Here is a 17,491-nt window from a genome sequence, read left to right as displayed (position 1 = left end):
GGCGGTCGATATGGTCACACCCGAGGCGGGAGCGCCGACCCAGGCGGGAGAGCAGGTAACCGTCCCGCGGCGCGGCTACGCCCGGCTGGCGGCGGACGAGAGCCATGAGGACTACTCGCTGCGCTACGCACCCCACTCCTACCGCCGCTGGTCGCCCACCATGGTCGCCTCCACGGCGCTCGGCGGCATCGCCTATCTCGCGGACTTCGCCATCGGCGCGTCCATCGTCTTCACCTACGGCTTCACCAGCGGTATCGCCTCGATCCTCACCGCGGCGACGATCATCTTCCTGACCGGTATCCCCATCGCCCGCGCCTGTGCGACCTACGGCCTGGACATGGATCTGATCACCCGCGGTGCCGGATTCGGCTACTTCGGCTCGACGCTGACCTCGCTGATCTACGCGAGCTTCACCTTCATCTTCTTCGCGCTGGAGGGCTCGATCATGGCGCAGGCCATGCACCAGGCCCTCCATATCCCGCTGCCGGTCGGCTATCTGCTCACCACGCTCATCGTGATCCCGATCGTCTTCCGCGGCATGGGCGCGCTCGCCAAGGTGCAGGCGTGGACCCAGCCGATCTGGCTGATCGGGCTCGCCCTGCCGTTCGTGGTGCTGGCCTTCGAGGCGCCGGACTCCTGGGGCGCGTTCGCCTCCTTCGGCGGGACCGAGGGCGCGGGCTCCGGTTTCGACTGGATCGGATACGGCCTGGGCACGGGTGTCGCGCTCTCGCTGATCGCACAGATCGGTGAGCAGGCCGACTATCTGCGGTTCATGCCCGCGAAGACCGACGAGAACCGGCGGCGCTGGAATCTGGCGGTCCTGGCCGCGGGCCCCGGCTGGGTGGTCATCGGCGCGGCCAAGCAGATCGGTGGCGCCTTCCTCGCGTTCGTGGCGCTCGACGCGGTCGGCAAAACCCATGCGCTGGAGCCCATCGCCCCGCAGATCGAGGCGCTGAAGCCCTGGCTGGGCTCGGTCGCGCTGCCCGCCGCCGCGCTCTTCGTGGTGGTCTCCCAGATCAAGATCAATGTGACCAACGCCTACAGCGGCTCGCTGTCCTGGTCCAACTTCTTCTCCCGGGTCACCCACCGCCACCCCGGCCGGGTCTGGTACATCTTCCTGAATCTCGCCATCGCGCTGGCGCTCATGGAGATGAACATGTTCGCGGCGCTCAACAAGCTGCTGGGCTTCTACTCCAACGTCGGCATCGCCTGGATAGCCGCCGTCGCCGCCGATCTGGTCATCAACAAGCCGCTCGGGCTGAGCCCGAAGTACATCGAGTTCAAGCGGGCGTATCTGCATCCCGTGAACCCCGCCGGATTCGGCGCGATGGCGATCGCGTCGGCGGTCTCGATCGTCGCCTTCTTCGGGGCCTTCGGGGAGGTGGCCGAGGCGTTCTCGACCTTCATCGCCTGCGGTCTCGCGCTGGTGCTCTGCCCGCTGCTGGCCTGGCTCACCGGGGGCCGCTACTACCTGGCCCGGAAGAACCCGGTGAACGGGCCGGACGCCGACGTCCCGGACATCACCGCCACCCACCTGTGCGCCTCGTGCGAGACGGCGTACGAGCTGCCGGACATCGCCGACTGCCCGGTGCGGGCGGGGGCCGTCTGCTCGCTGTGCTGCTCACTGGACGCCGAGTGCGGGGATGTGTGCCGCAAGGCGCCCACCGGCGAGCCGGTGCTGATGCCGCTTCCCACGGTGGGCGGCCCCGCCGTGGGCGACCCCTCGGTGCGTAGGTGAGCACCCCTTCCGCGAGTGCGTGAACTGAGCCCGGTTCCCGCGGCCCCTGTTGCAAAACTCACATCAGTGCAGGTGAAAGGGGTTACTGGAAGGGGATCATCCATTTCGCTCTTACGATGGGTCGGTTTGTGTCCGGTCGTCGGGGGGCGAAAGGAGTGCCAGGAACTTGAGCACGGAGCAGGGTTCCCACTCGCATTATCGAAGGTCGCTCGGACCGGTGGCCCTCACCGCCGTGGGCCTCGGGTCGATCATCGGCTCCGGCTGGCTGTTCGGCGCCGAGCGCGCCGCCGCGCTGGCCGGGCCCGCCGCCGTCCTGGCCTGGGTGATCGGCGCGGCCGTCGCCCTGACCATCGCCCTGACCTACTCCGAGCTGGGTTCGATGTTCCCCAAGGCCGGGGGCATGGTCCGGTACGGCCAGTACTCGCACGGCTCGCTGGCCGGATATCTGGCCGCCTGGGCCAACTGGATCGCCATCGTCTCCGTGATCCCCGGCGAGGCCACGGCCTCCGTGCAGTACATGTCCTCCTGGGACTTCGGCTGGGCCAAGGCGCTGTACGACGGGAAGGAGCTGACCGGCAGCGGTGTCGCGCTCGCGTCCGTGCTGCTGCTCTTCTACTTCTTCCTCAACTGGTTCGCGATCTCCCTCTTCGCGAAGACCAACACCGCGATCACCGTCTTCAAGGTGGTCGTGCCGACCCTGACCGCCGGGGCGCTGCTGCTGTCGCACTTCGACACCGGCAATGTCACCGGTAACGGCGGCTTCACCCCCAACGGCTGGAGCTCCGTGTTCACCGCCGTCGCCGTCTCCGGCATCGTCTGGGCCTACAACGGCTTCCAGTCGCCGCTCAACATGGCGGGCGAGGCCCGTGATCCGGGGAAGTCGCTGCCCAAGGCCGTCATCAGCTCGATCCTCATCGCGCTGGTGATCTACGTCGCGCTGCAGATCGCCTTCCTGACCGCCGTCCCCGCCGCCGATCTGCGGCACGGCGGCTGGTCCGGGCTCTCCTTCAACTCCCCGCTCGCCGATCTCTCCCTGGCCTGGGGCCTGAACTGGCTGGCGATGCTGCTGTACGCGGACGCCTTCATCTCCCCGTCCGGCACCGGCATGATCTACGCGGCCACCACCTCGCGCATGATCCAGGGCGTCCAGGAGAACGGCCATCTGCCGGGGATCTTCGGCAAGGTCGACCCCAAGACCGGCATTCCGCGCCCGGCGCTGCTGCTCAACCTGGCGATCGCCTTCATCTTCCTCGCGGTCTTCCGCGGCTGGGGCTCGCTCGCCGAGATCGTCTCCGTCGCCACCGTGATCTCGTACATCACCGGTCCGGTGGCCGTGATGTCGCTGCGCCGCCTCTCCCCGGAGCTGCCGCGCCCGGTGCGGCTGCGCGCGATGCCGGTGATCGCGCCGATCGCGATGGTCTTCGGCTCGCTGGTGCTGTACTGGGCCCGCTGGCCGCTCACCGGCAAGGTCATCTTCATCATGGCGATCGGGCTGCCGATCTGGGCCTGGTACGAACTGCGCAAGCCGTGGGCGGAACTGCGGCCGCATCTGGCCGCCGGTGCCTGGATGGTCACGTATCTGCTCGTCATGGCGGCGGTGTCATGGGCCGGCGGCACGGAGTTCGGCGGCCGCGGCTACCTGCCGGGCGGCTGGGACATCGTGATCGTCGCGCTGATCGGACTGGCCTTCTACTTCTGGGGCGTACGCAGCGCATGGCGCAATCCGACGCTGCTGGAGGCCGAGCGCGAGATGGGCGCCGCCCCGGCCGACGAGGCGGGCGAGGGCGGCGACGGCGATCGGGTGAAGGCCGAAGTCGGCGTCTGAGACATGGCCGGATGAGTGCCTCCTGGTAAGAATACGTATCCGCTGCGTGAAGGTAGGGCGTAGGCTCGGGCATATGCGGATCGGGATTTCCTTAACGGTGTCGCGGGGTCGTGCGCCCGGGCACGCCACAGCGGAGGGGGCGGGGAGATGAGTGACGGGAACGCTGTGCTGCCCTGGCTCGTGATCCGCCAGGACAGCAACGGCAACCGCTACCGCGTCGGGCGCTACGCCACCAGGACGGAGGCCCAGGAGGTGGCCGACCGACTGGAGGGCGAGGGCCAGGAGCAGCTGTACGTGGTCGAGCGGACCGCCGCGTCCCGTCAGTCCGGTTAGTCCGAGTCCGGTTAGTCCGAGTCCGGTTAGTCCGAGTCCGGTCAGCTCGAGTCCGGTAAGCCCCGAGTCCGGTAAGCCCGAATTCGGTTTCGGTCCGCGGAAATACGTACATCCGGTTCGCAGGAATGCGTACCTCTTCCAGAGCCCCGGAGCGCTCCCGCCCCGGGGCTCCGGTGTGCTTCCGCGCAGGCTAGGGTGCCGATCATGAGCGTGCGCGTGGTGGTGGGCGGAGCGGTGTTCGACCGGGGGCGGCTACTGGCCGCGCGGCGCAGCGCCCCGCCCGAGCTCGCGGGCCGCTGGGAGCTGCCCGGCGGCAAGACCGAGCCCGGGGAGACCCCACAGGCGGCGCTCGTCCGCGAACTGCGCGAGGAGCTCGGGGTCGAGGTCGAGCCGCTTGAACCGCTGCCGGGGGAGTGGCCCCTCAAGCCCGGCTATGTGCTGCGGGTATGGACCGCGGCCCTGCGCTCCGGTGAGCCGCGCCCGCTCCAGGACCACGACGAGCTGCGCTGGCTCCCCCCGGACCGGGCGGACGAGGTGGACTGGCTGGACGCGGACCGTCCCGCGGTGGCGGAGGCGGTCCGCCGGCTGCGTGCGGCGGGGGCCACCGAGGGGACCCGTCCACGCACCTCTTGAGAACGTCCCGCGCGGGAAAATCCATGGGGTTCGAGCCGCCTCCGTCCGGTTAGGAGTGAGGGGGAGCGCTGATCATGAGCGCTTCACCAAAAGCCGGGACGGACACTGATGGCGGGCTGAGATAGTGCTGTGATCGTGAAGACCGTACTCGGGATGGCCGAAGTGCTGGATACTCGGCTATCTGAAGCCGGTCGGAGCACCTGAGCCGGAGGGGACGGGCGCATGAGCGAGAAGCCAGCGGGGGCTGATATGCCCGAGGAGACGGTGGGTTCGCAGGTGTCGCCGATGCCACAGGGGTCCTCGATGCCGGACATGTCGTCCATGTCCTCGATGTCGGCGGTGTGGCAGAGCAGTCCTCCCGGCTCGATCTATGACTACATCCGGGTCGCCTCCTTCGCGCTGGGGCCCGACGGCCGGATCGCGCAGTGGAGCGAACGGGCCGCGGAATTGCTGGGGCTGACGGCGAGCCAGGCCATCGGCAAGGATCCGGTGGAGGCGTTCGTACCGCCGGAGTACCAGGAGACGGGCCAGCGCGCGGTGGCCGACATCCTCGACGGCCGGGAGTGGACCGGGCTGGTTCCCTACCGTAACCCCCGGACGCCGAGCGGGCATGGCATCGCCGAGGTCTATGTGATGCCCGCTCAGGACGAGCACGGGAAGCGGGCCGCGCTCTGCATCGCGGTGGACGTCAGCGCGTTGCGCGGGCTGGAAACCGATCTTGCTTCTTCACAGGCCGTTTTCGGTCAATCTCCGCTCGGCTTCTTCCTCTTCGGGACCGATCTGCGGATCCTCCGCGTCAATGAGCGTTTTGCCAAGGTTTTCGGTCGCCCCACCGAGGAGTACCGCGGTACGACCCCGCACGATCTGCTGCCGCGCGGCGAGGCCGACCGGCTGGCCGCGGCCCTGCGCCAGGTCCTGGACTCCGGGCAGTCGCTGACCGACATGCCCATCGTGGGCCAGGCGCCGGGCAGCCCCGACCGCCGCCGCTGGTCGGTCTCGCTCTACCGGCTGCACAGCGGCTCCGGCCGCCCCATCGGCGTCGCCGGTCTCGCCACGGATGTCACCGGCCGCCGCCGCGCCGAGCAGGAGGCCGCGGGCGTACGGCGCAATCTGGCCCTGCTGAACGAGGCCGGGGCCCGAATAGGCACCTCGCTCGACCTGGAGACCACCGCCCGCGAGCTGCTGGACGTGGCCGTACCGCAGTTCTGCGACCTGGCCTCCGTCGACCTCTACCAGGGGCTGCTCTCCGGCGACGAGGCCCCGCCCGGGCTCGCCGACGGCAGCGCCGAGCTGCGCCGCGTCGCCTTCGCCAGCGCGGTCTCCGACGGCCCGGTCCCCTTCGGCGACATCTGCCGCGTCAACACCGTGGAGGACCCCAAGCCCATCCAGGTCGGCGAGGTGCACCGCTACCCCTTCAACTCGCTGTGCGCCCACGCCCTGCGCACCGCCCAGGTCCGCGTCGTCCCCGGGCGGGACGGCAGCGAGGCCCTGGAGCTCGGGGCCATGCTCCAGTCCACCCTCGTGGTGCCCATGGTCGCGCGGGACACCGTCGTCGGCCTGGCCCAGTTCTCCCGTACCAAGGGCAGCGAGCCGTTCGGCGAACGGGACCGCGCGCTCGCCGTCGAGCTGGCCGCCCGCGCCGCCGTGAGCATCGACAACGCCCGGCTGTACCGCAGAGAACATGAACGCGCGCTGATACTCCAGCGCAGTCTTCTCCCGCCCGGCGACCCGGAGGCCGCCGGGCTCGATATCGCCTGCCGCTATCTGCCGGGGAACGCCGCGACCGAGGTGGGCGGCGACTGGTTCGACGTCATCGAGCTGCCCGGGCACCGCACCGCGCTGGTGGTCGGCGACGTCATGGGGCGGGGGCTGCGCGCCGCCGTGGCCATGGGCGAGCTGCGCACCGCGGTACGCACCCTCGCCCTGCTCGACCTGGAGCCCGCCGAGGTGCTCTCCGCGCTGGACGAGATCGCCCGGGGCCTCGGCACACCGGGTGGTTCGCACGCCGGCGCGCGGTCCGGCTCGCGCGCCCTCGTGCGCGACGGCAGGGCCGCCGACGACTCCTCGGATCTGACCGAGGTCTACCTCGCCACCTGCGTCTACGCCGTCTACGACCCGGTCACCCGGCGCTGCACCTTCGCCAACGCCGGGCATCCGCCCCCTGTCCTCGTGGAGCCGGGCGAGGACGCCCTGCTGATGGAGGTCCCGCCCGGTTTGCCGCTCGGCGTGGGCGGCGAGCCGTTCGAGGAGATCGAGGTCGAGCTCCCCGACGGCGCGCTGCTGGCCCTCTACACCGACGGACTGGTCGAATCCCGCGACCACACCCTCGACGAGGGGCTCCAGGCCCTGCGCGCGGCCCTCAACACCCCGGACGGCGCCGACGGCGGGAACGCCGCGGCCGGTTCCCTCGAGGACGTCTGCGACCACGTCCTGAGCACCCTTGACACCCACCACGGCGAGGACGACATCGCCCTGCTGATGGCCCGGGTCCAGGGGCTGTCGGCCGAGTCGGTCGGCGACTGGCGCCTTCCGAGCGCCCCGCAGTCCGTGGGCCGGGCCCGCGAACTGGCCCGGGAGCAGCTGGAGTCCTGGGGTCTGGACGATCTGGTGGACACCACCGAGCTGCTGGTCAGCGAGCTGGTGACCAATGCCCTGCGGTACGGCGAGGGCGAGATCAGGCTGCGGCTGCTGCTGGACCGCACGCTGGTGTGCGAGGTCTGGGACGGCGGTCTGGTCCAGCCCCGGCGGCGGCGCGCCCGGGACACCGACGAGGGCGGGCGCGGGCTCCAGCTGGTCGGGCTGCTCAGCGCGGGCTGGGGCAGCCGCAGGACGCCGCTCGGCAAGACCGTCTGGTTCGAACTGGCCCTTCCGGACGGCCGGTCCTCGAGTCCGGACTCGGTGGAGGCGCTGCTCAGCCTGTGGTGACGGGGCCACGACCCGTTACGGCGGCGGGCCCGGGCCCGCGACACGAAGCGGAGGTACTGCCTCCGGCGGAACTTTCCCCTCCCCGCCCCTTCCCGAAACTGGGGCATCCGCCCCAGCCCCCGAGCCGGGGTATCCGCCCCAGGCCCCGAAACTGGGGTATTCGCTCCAGCCCCGGGCCGGGGTATCCGCCCCAGGCCCCGAAACTGGGGCGTCCGCTCCAGCCCCCGGGCCGGGGCATCCGCCCCGGGCCCCGGGCTGGGGTATTCGCTCCGGGCCCCGGGTCGGGGTATCCGCTCCGGGCCTCGAAACTGGGGTATTCGCTCCAGCCTCGGGCCGGGGTATCCGCTCCAGACCCCAAACTGGGGTATCCGCTCCAGGTTCCGGGTCGGGGTATCCGCTCCAGTCCCCGAAACTGGGGCGTCCGCTCCAGGCCCCGGGTCGGGGCTTCGCCCCTTCCCGGCAGCGTCGATATGCGGCTCCGCCGCGTGACGGGGCTCTGTCCCGGACACCGGGGTCCAGGGGCGGAGCCCCTGGTATCGGGAAGGGGCGGGGAGGGGATCACTGCCCCCGGCGGCGGATCTTGTTGCCGAGCCAGACCAGCGGATCGTACTTACGGTCCGCCGCCCGCTCCTTGAGCGGGATCAGCGCGTTGTCGGTGATCTTGATCTGCTCGGGGCAGACCTCCGTACAGCACTTGGTGATGTTGCAGTAGCCCAGTCCGTGCTCCTCCTGGGCGGTGCTCTTGCGGTCAAGACCGGTGTCGGCCGCCGCGTCCAGCGGATGCATGTCCAGCTCCGCGACCCGCATCAGGAACCGCGGGCCGGCGAACGCCTCCTTGTTCTCCTCGAAGTCCCGCACCACATGGCAGGTGTCCTGGCACAGGAAGCACTCGATGCACTTGCGGAACTCCTGCGAGCGGCCCACGTCCTCCTGCCACATCCGGTACTCGCCCGGACCCAGCCCCTCCGGGGGCACGAAGGACGGCACCTCACGGGCCTTGGCGTAGTTGAACGACACATCCGTCACCAGGTCCCGCACCACCGGGAAGGCCCGCAGCGGGGTGATGGTGATTGTCTCGTTCCGTTCGAACACCGACATCCGGGTCATGCACAGCAGCCGTGGCCGCCCGTTGACCTCGGCGCTGCACGAACCGCATTTGCCCGCCTTGCAGTTCCAGCGGACCGCCAGGTCGGGGGCCTGGGTGGCCTGGAGCCGGTGGACGATGTCGAGTACGACCTCGCCGTCGTTGACCTCGACGTGGAAGTCCTTCAGACCGCCGCCGTCCTGGTCGCCCCGCCACACCCGGAAGTGGGCCTCGTACGCACTCACTGGGTCAGCTCCTCGTCCGTCAGGTACTTCACCAGTTCGTCCTTCTCGAACAGGTTCAGCAGGTCGGGCCGGATGGGCGGTGTCTCACGCCGCTCGAGCCGGATCTGGCCGTGCCCGGCGTCGGGGGCCGCAAGACCGCCCGAGGGGTCGGAGAGCCGGCAGACCAGATTGAGCCGCCGCCATTCGCGGTCCATCTCCGGGCAGTCGTCGCGGGTGTGTCCGCCGCGGCTCTCGGTCCGCTCCAGCGCGGCGCGCGCCACGCACTCGCTGACCAGCAGCATGTTGCGCAGATCGATCGCCAGGTGCCAGCCGGGGTTGAACTGCCGGTGGCCCTCGACCCCGGCGCGGCGCGCCCGGACCCGCAGACTGGCCAGCCGGTGCAGCGCCTCCTCCATCTCCTCGGCCTTGCGGATGATCCCTACCAGGTCGTTCATCGACTGCTGGAGCTCCTGGTGGAGGGTGTACGGGTTCTCCGGCGGCCCGGCCGGGCCCGCGGTCTCGTCCGGCTCACCGGCCTCGGCGCTGAACGGGCGCAGCGCCTCGGCCGCCGCCAGGTCCAGCTGCGCCTCGTCCGGCACCGGACGGGTGCCGGAGGCGGCGGTCTCCTGGGCGTAGCGGGCCGCGTGGAGCCCGGCGCGGCGCCCGAAGACCAGCAGGTCGGAGAGGGAGTTGCCGCCGAGCCGGTTGGAGCCGTGCATCCCGCCCGCGACCTCGCCCGCGGCGAAAAGACCGGGCACGCCGGTGGCGGCCGCGGTGTCCGGGTCGACGTCCACCCCGCCCATCACGTAGTGACAGGTGGGGCCCACCTCCATGGGCTCGGCGGTGATGTCGACGTCCGCGAGCTCCTTGAACTGGTGGTGCATCGAGGGCAGCCGCCGCTTGATGACCTCGGGCGACATCCGGGTGGAGACGTCGAGGAAGACCCCGCCGTGCGGGGAGCCCCGGCCCGCCTTCACCTCGGCGTTGATGGCGCGGGCCACCTCGTCGCGGGGGAGCAGCTCGGGCGGGCGGCGGTTGTGGTCCGGGTCCTCGTACCAGCGGTCGGCCTCGTCCTCGGACTGGGCGTACTTCTCCTTGAAGACGTCCGGGACGTAGTCGAACATGAACCGCTTGCCCTCGCTGTTGCGCAGCACCCCGCCGTCGCCGCGCACCGACTCGGTGACCAGGATCCCCTTCACCGAGGGCGGCCAGACCATACCGGTCGGGTGGAACTGCACGAACTCCATGTTGATCAGCGAGGCGCCCGCGAGCAGCGCCAGCGAGTGGCCGTCGCCGGTGTACTCCCAGGAGTTGGAGGTCACCTTGAAGGACTTGCCGATACCGCCGGTGGCCAGCACCACGGCCGGGGCCTCCAGGGCGAAGAAGCGGCCCGATTCGCGCTCGTAGCCGAAGACCCCGGCGACCCGGTCGCCGTCCTTGACGATCCGGGTGACCGTGCACTCCTGGAAGACCTTCAGCCGGGACTCGTAGTCGCCGGTGGCGGCCTTGTCCTCCTGCTGGAGGGAGACGATCTTCTGCTGGAGGGTGCGGATCAGCTCCAGGCCGGTGCGGTCCCCGACATGGGCGAGGCGGGGGTACTCATGGCCGCCGAAGTTCCGCTGGGAGATCTTGCCCTCCGGGGTGCGGTCGAAGAGCGCGCCCCAGGTCTCCAGCTCCCAGACCCGGTCCGGGGCCTCCTGGGCGTGCAGCTCGGCCATCCGCCAGTGGTTGAGGAACTTGCCCCCGCGCATGGTGTCGCGGAAGTGCACCTGCCAGTTGTCGCGCTCGTTGACGTTGCCCATGCTGGCGGCGATGCCGCCCTCGGCCATCACCGTATGGGCCTTGCCGAACAGCGACTTGCAGATGACGGCGCAGCGCATGCCCTGCTCGCGGGCCTCGATCGCGGCACGCAGCCCGGCGCCGCCCGCGCCGATCACGACCACGTCCCACGCCTGCCGCTCGACTTGCGTCATCGGATGAGCACCTCTCCTAGAAAAAGCGGGGATCGTCGAAGGCGCCGCTCGCCACCAGATAGACGTAGAAGTCCGCGACGGCGACGCTGATGAGAGAGGCCCAGGCCAGCTGCATATGGCGTGCGTTGAGCCCGCTCACCCAGCCCCAGAGCCGATAGCGCACCGGATGCCGGGAGAAATGCTTCAGCCGGCCGCCGACGATATGGCGGCAGGAGTGGCAGGAGAGGGTGTACGCCCAGATCAGCGCGATGTTGGCGAGCAGCACCAGGGTGCCCAGGCCCATATGGCCCCAGCGGCCGTGCTCGTCCCGGAAGCCGAGCACGGTGTCATAGGTGAGAATCCCCGCGACGATCACCGCGAAGTAGAAGAAGTAGCGGTGGATGTTCTGAAGGATCAGCGGGAAGCGGGTCTCGCCGGTGTACTTGGCGCGCGGTTCGGCGACCGCGCAGGCGGGCGGTGAGGCCCAGAAGCCCCGGTAATACGCCTTGCGGTAGTAGTAGCAGGTGAGCCGGAACCCCAGCGGGAAGATCAGGATCAGCAGCGCCGGGGACAGGCCCCACCACGCGCCGAAGATCTCCCAGTTGGCGCCGCCCTTCATGGGCACGCAGTTCTGGGCGACGCAGGGCGAGTAGAAGGGGGAGACGTACGGCTCGGCGTAGTAGTCGTCCCCCGCGAAGGCCCGCCAGGTCGAGTAGACGATGAACGCGAACAGTCCGGCGGCGGTGATGGCGGGGGAGAGCCACCAGCGGTCGCTGCGCAGATGGCGGCCGGGGATGGCGGCGCGCGAGGCGCTGTGCACGCCGTGCGGGGCCGTTCCGGAGTCTGCGGGCGCGGGCGTGGTGGCTTGCGGGTCGGTGCCTGTGGCCAAGGGGAACTCCGCGGTGGAGTGGTGTGGGGGGACGGTGGGGACGCACCCCGTGACGGGAGGCGCGCCGACCCGTCCCTAGGGCGCGTGGCGATCTCGCGCGCCGAGGCCCTCGTCGTCGACGTCCGACCACAGCGCGCTGTCGTACGGGGCGTCGGGGACCGGAACCATTTCGGGGCGTGATCGCTCCACGGGAGCCGTCTCGCGCAGCAGGGCGAGGCTCTCGCGCAGGTGGTCCGCGTCGGTGCGGACGCGGCGTATCTCCAGCCCGCCGGCGCCCACCCGCTGCTCCAGCCGGGAGACGGAACGGACCAGGTCATCGAGACAGCGCTGGACGGCCGTCAAGTCGTCGTTCAAGGACATGACTTGCCCTCACTTCCGCGGTTGCGGTTGGCGACGCTCATGCGACAGCGAGTGTTACGCGCCACGGTCCTGATTGTGAAGGGATCTGTCGGGATTGGCGCCGTCACCGGCGGGATTCCGCCGCCGCGCGCCGGAGCGCGCGCCCGCCGCATTGATCCGCGCGGGTGATCCTTTCCCCTCATGGCCGTCTCCATGGCCCTCTCGGCGTGCTGTCCCATGAACCGTGGCTTTGAGTGAGGAGTATATGCGATCAGCGTCACACTATGCCAAATGCGCATATATCCGTCACCCTGCGGAGGTACGAGCCATGCCCATCACCAGGAGCCGCCGCGCCATGCTGCTCGCCGCGGGAGTGATGCTGCCGCTGCCCGTACTGACCGGCTGCAGTTCCGAGGACGACGGCCCGCCGCCGCGCGCCGCCTGGGACATCGCCTCCGCACCTCGCTCCGGGACCGCCGGCACCGGCACCCTGCGCTGGGCCCTGGACGCGGCGCCCACCACGCTCAACGCTTTTCAGAAGACCGCGGACACGGGCACCCAGCGGATCGCGGGCGCCGTGCTGCCCTCCCTTTACACCCTCGACGCCCGCGGCCGGCCCCAGCGCAACGGCGACTATCTGACCTCCGCCGACGTCACCTCGACCGACCCCAAGCAGGTCGTGGTCTTCAAGCTCAACCCCAAGGCGGTGTGGAGCGACGGACGCCCGATCGGCGCGGAGGACTTCCAGGCCCAGTGGAAGGCGCTGCGCGGCACCGACGAGAAGTACGGGACGGCGCGCAACGCTGGATACGACCGGATCGCCAAGGTCGAACCCGGGGACAAGGAGCACGAGGTCAAGGTCACCTTCGCCAAGCCGTACACCGACTGGCGCTCGCTGTTCACCCCGCTGTACCCGAAGAGCGTGATGGGCAACCCGGCGGTCTTCACCGCGGCCGCGGACAAGGGGCTCGCGGTTGGCGCCGGACCCTTCATGGTCCGCCAGGTCACGGACTCCGAGGTCACCCTCGTCCGCAACCCCCGCTGGTGGGGCGACCGGGCGCGGCTGAGCCGGGTGGTCTTCCAGGCGGTCCCGGCCGAGAAGCGGGCCGAGGCGCTGATCGCCGGGCGGCTGGACTTGGCCGAGGTGGACCGGACCACCGCCCGGCGCATCCAGGCCACCGCCCCGGACAAGCAGGCCGCGGGCGCCAAGCGGGGCTCCTCGGCCCCGGGCAAGGCGGGTGCGCCGGAGCCGTCCAGCGGCGACACCGACAAGAACCGGTCGCGGACCCGGGCGTTGAGCAGGTTCACCCTGCGCAAGGCCCTGGACCCGGCCTACACCCAGCTCGCCCTCAACGGCACCAAGGGCCCGCTCGCCGATGAGCGGGTGCGCCGCGCGGTGGCCCGCGCGATCGACCGGAAGGCCCTGGCGAAGCTGGTGCTCAAGCCGATGGGGCTGCCGTCCGAACCGCTCGGCAACCATCTGCTGATGGCGGGCCAGCCGGGCTACAAGGACCACAGCGGCGCCCTCGGCGACCCGGACACCAACGCCGCGCAGTCGCTGCTCGCCGACGCGGGCTGGCGGGCGGGCGGCACCGGCCGGCAGAAGGCGCTGGACGGCAAGACGGACGACCGGGGCAGCCGGCACAGCGCCCCGACCGCCGACGCGAGCTCCACGAATCCCGCCACGGAGAGCGCCTCCGGCGCCGTTTCCACCACCGCCACCGCCACCGCCACCACCGCCACCACCACCGCCACGGCCACCGCCACGGCCACCGCCTCCGGCGCCCCGCCCGCGGCCGGTGACGCCGGGCGGTCCGGACGGCTCCGGGAGACGGCCGTCGTACGGAAGAAGGGACGGCCGCTGGTGCTGCACTTTGTCCTCCCCGACGACCAGGCCGGCGCCCGGCTGAGCACGGTCGGCGAGCGCATCGCGCGGATGCTGGAGAAGATCGGCGTCCGGACCGAGATCACCAAGGTCTCCGGTGAGAGCTACTTCCGGGACCACATCGCCACCGGCGACTACGACCTGGCCCTCTACTCCTGGCCCGCCTCCGCCTACCCGGCCACCGACGCCCGCCCCATCTACGCCAAGCCGCAGCCCGCGGCAGACGGCTCCCTGGTCGTCGAGCAGAACTACACCCGGGTGGGCACCGACCAGATCGACCAGCTCTTCGACCAGGCGCTCTCCGAACTGGACGGCGGCGCCTCGCGCTCCCTGGTCAGCCGGGCGGACGCCCGGATCTGGGCGGCGGCCGGATCGATTCCGCTCTATCAGCGCCCCCAGCTGATCGCGATGCGCAAGGGCTTGGTCAACGCGGGCGCCTTCGGCTTCGCCACGCCCCGCTACCAGGACATCGGCTTCCGTCGCTAGGGGTCGTCCGACGAGCCTTGACGCCCACCGCGAGCCGCTCCCCTCCCCACCCCTCCCCGAAACCGGGGCTCCACCCCAGGCCCCGGGCGGGGGCTCCGCCCCAGGCCCCGGGAGGGGCTCTGCCCCAGGGCCCGGGAGGGGCTCTGCCCCAGACCCCGCAACTGGGGCTCCGCCCCGGGCCCCGGGTGGGGCTCTGCCCCGGGCCCCGGGTGGGGCTCTGCCCCGGGCCCCGGGTGGGGCTCTGCCCCGGGCCCCGGGTGGGGCTCTGTCCCAGGCCCCGCGTGGCGGCTCTGTCCCAGGCCCCGGGTGGGGCTCTGTCCTAGGCCTCGGGTGGGGGTTCCGCCCCGGATCCCGGGTGGGGGCTCCGCCCAGGCCCCGGGTGGGGGCTCTGCCCAGGCCTCGGGTGGGGGTTCCGCCCCGGATCCCGGGTGGGGGCTCCGCCCCGGGCCCCGGGCGGGGCTCTGCCCAGGCCTCGGGTGGGGGTTCCGCCCCGGATCCCGGGTGGGGGCTCCGCTCCAGGCCCCGGGAGGGGCTCTGCCCCAGGCCCGGGTGGGGGCTCCGCTCCAGATCCCGGGTGGGGGCTCTGTCCCAGGCCCCGGGAGGGGCTCTGCCCCAGAGTCCGCAACTGGGGTTCCGCCCCAGGCCCCGGGGCGGAGCTCCGCCCCTTCCCGCGGCAGCGATTTGCGGCTCCGTCGCTCTGGCGCGTCAGCGTGCCGGGAGGAGTGGCGGTATGCGGCTTCGCCGCGTGGTGGGGCTGCTCCAGGCCTCGGGGTTCAGGGGCGGAGCCCCTGGTATCGGGAAGGGGCGGGGAGGGGAAAGGTGCGCCGGAACGGGCCGCGGGACGGGCTGCGGCATTCGTCCCCGCGCCGTCCCCGTACCATGGGGGTGAGGCCGAGGCGTGATCAGCCCGGCGGAAGGCGCGCCGCTTAAGGAGCGCGCCGCCACCCAACAACCGGGAGAAGCGCGCTTTCATGCCCACGCGCCACGACATTCGTAACGTCGCCATCGTCGCCCACGTCGACCATGGCAAGACGACCCTCGTCGACGCCATGCTCAAGCAGGCGGGCGCGTTCGCCGCCCACCAGCAGGTGGACGACCGGGTCATGGACTCCAACGACCTGGAGCGCGAGAAGGGCATCACCATTCTCGCGAAGAACACCGCCGTGAAGTACCACCCGGCGGACGGCGGCGACCCCGTCACCATCAACATCATCGACACCCCCGGCCACGCCGACTTCGGCGGTGAGGTCGAGCGCGGTCTGTCCATGGTCGACGCGGTGGTCCTGCTGGTGGACGCCTCCGAGGGGCCGCTGCCGCAGACCCGCTTCGTGCTGCGCAAGGCGCTCCAGGCCAAGCTGCCGGTGATCCTGTGCATCAACAAGACGGACCGTCCGGACTCCCGGATCGACGAGGTCGTCAACGAGGCGTACGACCTCTTCCTGGACCTGGACGCGACCGAGGAGCAGATCGAGTTCCCGATCGTCTACGCCTGCGCCCGTGACGGTGTGGCCTCGCTGACCAAGCCGGAGGACGGCACCGTCCCGGCCGACAGCGACAGCCTCCAGCCGTTCTTCTCCACTCTGCTGGAGACCGTCCCGGCGCCGGAGTACGACGCGGCCGCGCCGCTCCAGGCCCATGTCACCAACCTGGACGCGGACAACTTCCTCGGCCGTATCGCGCTGCTCCGAGTCGAGCAGGGCGAGCTGAAGAAGGGGCAGACGGTCGCGTGGATCAAGCGCGACGGCACCATCTCCAACGTCCGGATCACCGAGCTGATGATGACCGAGGCGCTCACCCGCAAGCCCGCCGAGGTGGCAGCCCCCGGTGACATCTGCGCGGTCGCGGGCATCCCGGACATCATGATCGGCGAGACCCTGGCCGACCCGGAGAACCCGATCGCGCTACCGCTGATCACCGTCGACGAGCCCGCGATCTCGATGACGATCGGCACCAACACCTCCCCGCTGGTCGGCCGCGGCCCCGGCGGCAAGGGCGCCGACAAGTCGGCCGTGAAGGACCGCAAGGTCACCGCGCGGCTGGTCAAGGACCGCCTCGAGCGCGAGCTGATCGGTAACGTCTCGCTGCGTGTGCTGCCCACCGACCGCCCGGACGCCTGGGAGGTGCAGGGCCGCGGCGAGCTGGCGCTGGCGATCCTGGTGGAGACCATGCGCCGGGAGGGCTTCGAGCTCACCGTCGGCAAGCCGCAGGTGGTCACCCGGGAGATCGACGGCAAGGTCCACGAGCCGATCGAGCGCATCACCATCGATGTGCCCGAGGAGCACATGGGCGCGGTCACCCAGCTCATGGGCACCCGCAAGGGTCGGATGGACAACATGTCCAACCACGGCTCCGGCTGGGTCCGCATGGAGTTCATCGTTCCCTCCCGCGGTCTGATCGGCTTCCGTACCGAGTTCCTGACCGCGACCCGTGGTACCGGTATCGCCCACTCCATCCACGAGGGCCACGAGCCGTGGTTCGGCGAGCTGAAGACCCGTAACAACGGCTCGCTGGTGGCCGACCGCTCGGGCGCGGTGACCGCCTTCGCGATGACCAACCTCCAGGAGCGCGGGGTGCTGTTCACCTCGCCGGGCACGGAGGTGTACGAGGGCATGATCGTCGGTGAGAACTCCCGCTCCGACGACATGGACGTCAACATCACCAAGGAGAAGAAGCTCACCAACATGCGGTCCTCCACCGCGGATGTGACCGAGTCCCTGGTCCCGCCGCGGCTGCTCTCGCTCGAGCAGTCCCTGGAGTTCTGCCGCGACGACGAGTGCGTCGAGGTGACGCCGGAGACGGTGCGGATCCGCAAGGTGGTGCTGGATCAGAAGGAGCGCGCCCGCACCGCGGCTCGCGCCAAGCGCTGACGCGCACACCCGGGCGCGGGGGCGCCGAGGCTCACGACCGAGGACCGATGCGCACTACGGCGCCGAGGCGCCTTGCGGTGTCGAGGCGCACTACGGCGCCGATCACGGACCGTAGGCGCGACACCGCGCCTCGGTGAGCTGCCCACGGCCCGGACCCACCGCCTCCGCGGCGGGGGTCCGGGCCGTTGCCATGTCAGCAACGTGCCAGTCAAGCGGTTATCCGGATCGCTCTGTCCGAATATCGGCGTCCAAGCTCCGCATGATGTGTTAACAGTCCGTTTCGCGTGTGTCTGTCTGGGGCAGTTTTGTCC

The 17,491-nt window shown here is 70.8% G+C and carries 11 protein-coding genes; 7 read left to right on the top strand and 4 right to left on the bottom strand.

Translation table 11 applies throughout. The features are described from left to right. Positions 1-10 precede the first annotated feature (10 nt). The 5 genes from ACMTAK_RS19440 (at position 11) to ACMTAK_RS19420 (ending at position 7,454) form a co-directional block, all read left to right on the top strand. Positions 11-1,738 (top strand): purine-cytosine permease family protein, encoded by a 1,728-nt coding sequence (locus ACMTAK_RS19440; protein WP_413812936.1) that lies wholly within the window; start codon positions 11-13, stop codon positions 1,736-1,738. A 166-nt stretch (positions 1,739-1,904) separates the two neighbouring features. After that, positions 1,905-3,563, top strand: coding sequence for an APC family permease (locus ACMTAK_RS19435; protein ID WP_413807394.1), 1,659 nt, complete (start codon positions 1,905-1,907; stop codon positions 3,561-3,563). 147 nt (positions 3,564-3,710) lie between these two features. Continuing rightward, complete coding sequence (locus ACMTAK_RS19430) at positions 3,711-3,896, top strand: SPOR domain-containing protein (RefSeq protein WP_020868678.1); 186 nt, start codon at positions 3,711-3,713, stop codon at positions 3,894-3,896. Positions 3,897-4,100: 204 nt separating this feature from the next. Continuing rightward, a complete protein-coding gene (locus ACMTAK_RS19425; RefSeq protein ID WP_413807393.1) occupies positions 4,101-4,529 on the top strand; it encodes a (deoxy)nucleoside triphosphate pyrophosphohydrolase in 429 nt (142 codons plus the stop codon). A gap of 222 nt (positions 4,530-4,751) precedes the next feature. Beyond that, positions 4,752-7,454 carry a SpoIIE family protein phosphatase gene (locus tag ACMTAK_RS19420; RefSeq protein WP_413807392.1) on the top strand — a complete coding sequence of 901 codons (2,703 nt, stop codon included), beginning with the start codon at positions 4,752-4,754 and terminating at the stop codon, positions 7,452-7,454. Between the two features lie 558 nt (positions 7,455-8,012). Here the strand turns inward: ACMTAK_RS19420 and ACMTAK_RS19415 are convergent. The 4 genes from ACMTAK_RS19415 to ACMTAK_RS19400 all read right to left on the bottom strand — a co-directional run bounded on the left by ACMTAK_RS19415 (position 8,013) and on the right by ACMTAK_RS19400 (position 11,963). Next, complete coding sequence (locus ACMTAK_RS19415) at positions 8,013-8,783, bottom strand: succinate dehydrogenase/fumarate reductase iron-sulfur subunit (protein WP_413807391.1); 771 nt, start codon at positions 8,781-8,783, stop codon at positions 8,013-8,015. Then, entirely contained in the window at positions 8,780-10,735 is a 1,956-nt protein-coding gene (locus tag ACMTAK_RS19410; protein ID WP_413807390.1) for a fumarate reductase/succinate dehydrogenase flavoprotein subunit, read from the bottom strand. The genes ACMTAK_RS19415 and ACMTAK_RS19410 overlap by 4 nt, the downstream gene beginning before the upstream one ends. A gap of 16 nt (positions 10,736-10,751) precedes the next feature. After that, positions 10,752-11,603, bottom strand: coding sequence for a hypothetical protein (locus ACMTAK_RS19405; RefSeq protein ID WP_413807389.1), 852 nt, complete (start codon positions 11,601-11,603; stop codon positions 10,752-10,754). Positions 11,604-11,678: 75 nt separating this feature from the next. Further along, complete coding sequence (locus tag ACMTAK_RS19400; RefSeq protein ID WP_020868672.1) at positions 11,679-11,963, bottom strand: hypothetical protein; 285 nt, start codon at positions 11,961-11,963, stop codon at positions 11,679-11,681. A 307-nt stretch (positions 11,964-12,270) separates the two neighbouring features. Between ACMTAK_RS19400 and ACMTAK_RS19395 the strand changes: the two genes are divergently transcribed. Both ACMTAK_RS19395 and typA read left to right on the top strand, forming a co-directional pair. After that, on the top strand, positions 12,271-14,313 hold the full coding sequence (locus ACMTAK_RS19395; protein WP_413807388.1) for an ABC transporter family substrate-binding protein: 2,043 nt from the start codon (positions 12,271-12,273) through the stop codon (positions 14,311-14,313). A gap of 971 nt (positions 14,314-15,284) precedes the next feature. Further along, entirely contained in the window at positions 15,285-17,180 is a 1,896-nt protein-coding gene (gene typA / locus ACMTAK_RS19390) for a translational GTPase TypA (RefSeq protein ID WP_413807387.1), read from the top strand. Positions 17,181-17,491: the final 311 nt, after the last annotated feature.

The sequence above is a fragment of the Streptomyces lacaronensis genome (assembly GCF_047337785.1).
GTDB lineage: Bacteria > Actinomycetota > Actinomycetes > Streptomycetales > Streptomycetaceae > Streptomyces > Streptomyces lycopersici.
Note: the sequence above shows the minus strand (reverse complement) of the source record. Positions and strands in the feature narration are given on the sequence as shown.